We start from the raw sequence: 971 nt of genomic DNA, 5'->3' as shown, positions 1-971 counted from the left end.
ATACTGGAGTTTAGACTAGGCAGCAAGAAAAGACTCAGCAACGCTGAGTTGAAAAGAAACAGAGTTCAGATATGAAAATCTATAGTACTAAGCAGATTTTGATTGCTCTTTGCGGGGCTTCGTTGTAGTTTTTTTAACTATGGGATAGCGAATTCTACGTTTACGTGGTTGATCAGCCTTCCAGCCTGGAGACTTTCCGCGAGGTTTGGGTGGTTGGGCTGGAGTACCAATCGCCGCAAAAACTCCTCCCATAGCTTGGGCGACTCTTCCAGGGGTCAATTTATCCAGGGACTTTTGCCAAGGGAGAGGGTTATCCGCAACGATATCACGGGCTAACCACAATTCCCAAGTCATTAGAGGCATCAGGTCACTCCAACGCTCACATTGTTTAGGAGTGCTGAGTTTCGGTAGTGTCCAGTGTAAGCGCTGCTTCAAAAAACGATACCAGTGGTCAATAGTAAAACGCCGCAAGTAGAGTGTCCAAACTTCCTCAAGTGGAGGCATTTCCTCTCCCACCCAAGCCAACCACAAAGGTTTTGATACCCTCAAGTTGCCAAGCCGCCTTCTGTATCGGGTTTTCCCAACTGGTAATTCGCTCATGTCGTAAGGGTAATGCCCAACTGCCCGAATCTTCCGGTATCCATGCAATGGTACTATACCCCTGACCAACGGTAATTGGTTTGCCTCCCCCCACTGAGACAATACTGTGTTCAATTGTCCTTTCCTGTAGAGTTACCGCATCTGGCCGCGACCAGGCTGTGTGGTCGCCCGCTAACAACAGACGTTCCTGTGAAGGCATCTGTTTGATGTATAACTGCATCAATTTTTGTCGCTGCGGTCTGCTATCTTGTAACGCTTCGTAGATGCTTGGCCACTTACGTCTAAATACTGGTGATAGCGATAAATCTGCCAAACTGTAGGCGTTGCGAGTCAGTAATATTGCATCCGTCAGTTCAAAAGTTGCGTCATGC

Annotated in this window: 1 pseudogene; it reads right to left on the bottom strand. The window is 47.7% G+C overall.

Annotated features, from left to right (window positions below):
* Positions 1 to 87 precede the first annotated feature (87 nt).
* Positions 88 to 971, bottom strand: a pseudogene (locus ACM0OS_RS28970) (transposase); the annotation flags it as partial.

Origin of the sequence: Nostoc sp. CCY0012 (assembly GCF_963920855.1) — a bacterium.
Lineage (GTDB): Bacteria > Cyanobacteriota > Cyanobacteriia > Cyanobacteriales > Nostocaceae > Cyanocohniella.
Note: the sequence above shows the minus strand (reverse complement) of the source record. Positions and strands in the feature narration are given on the sequence as shown.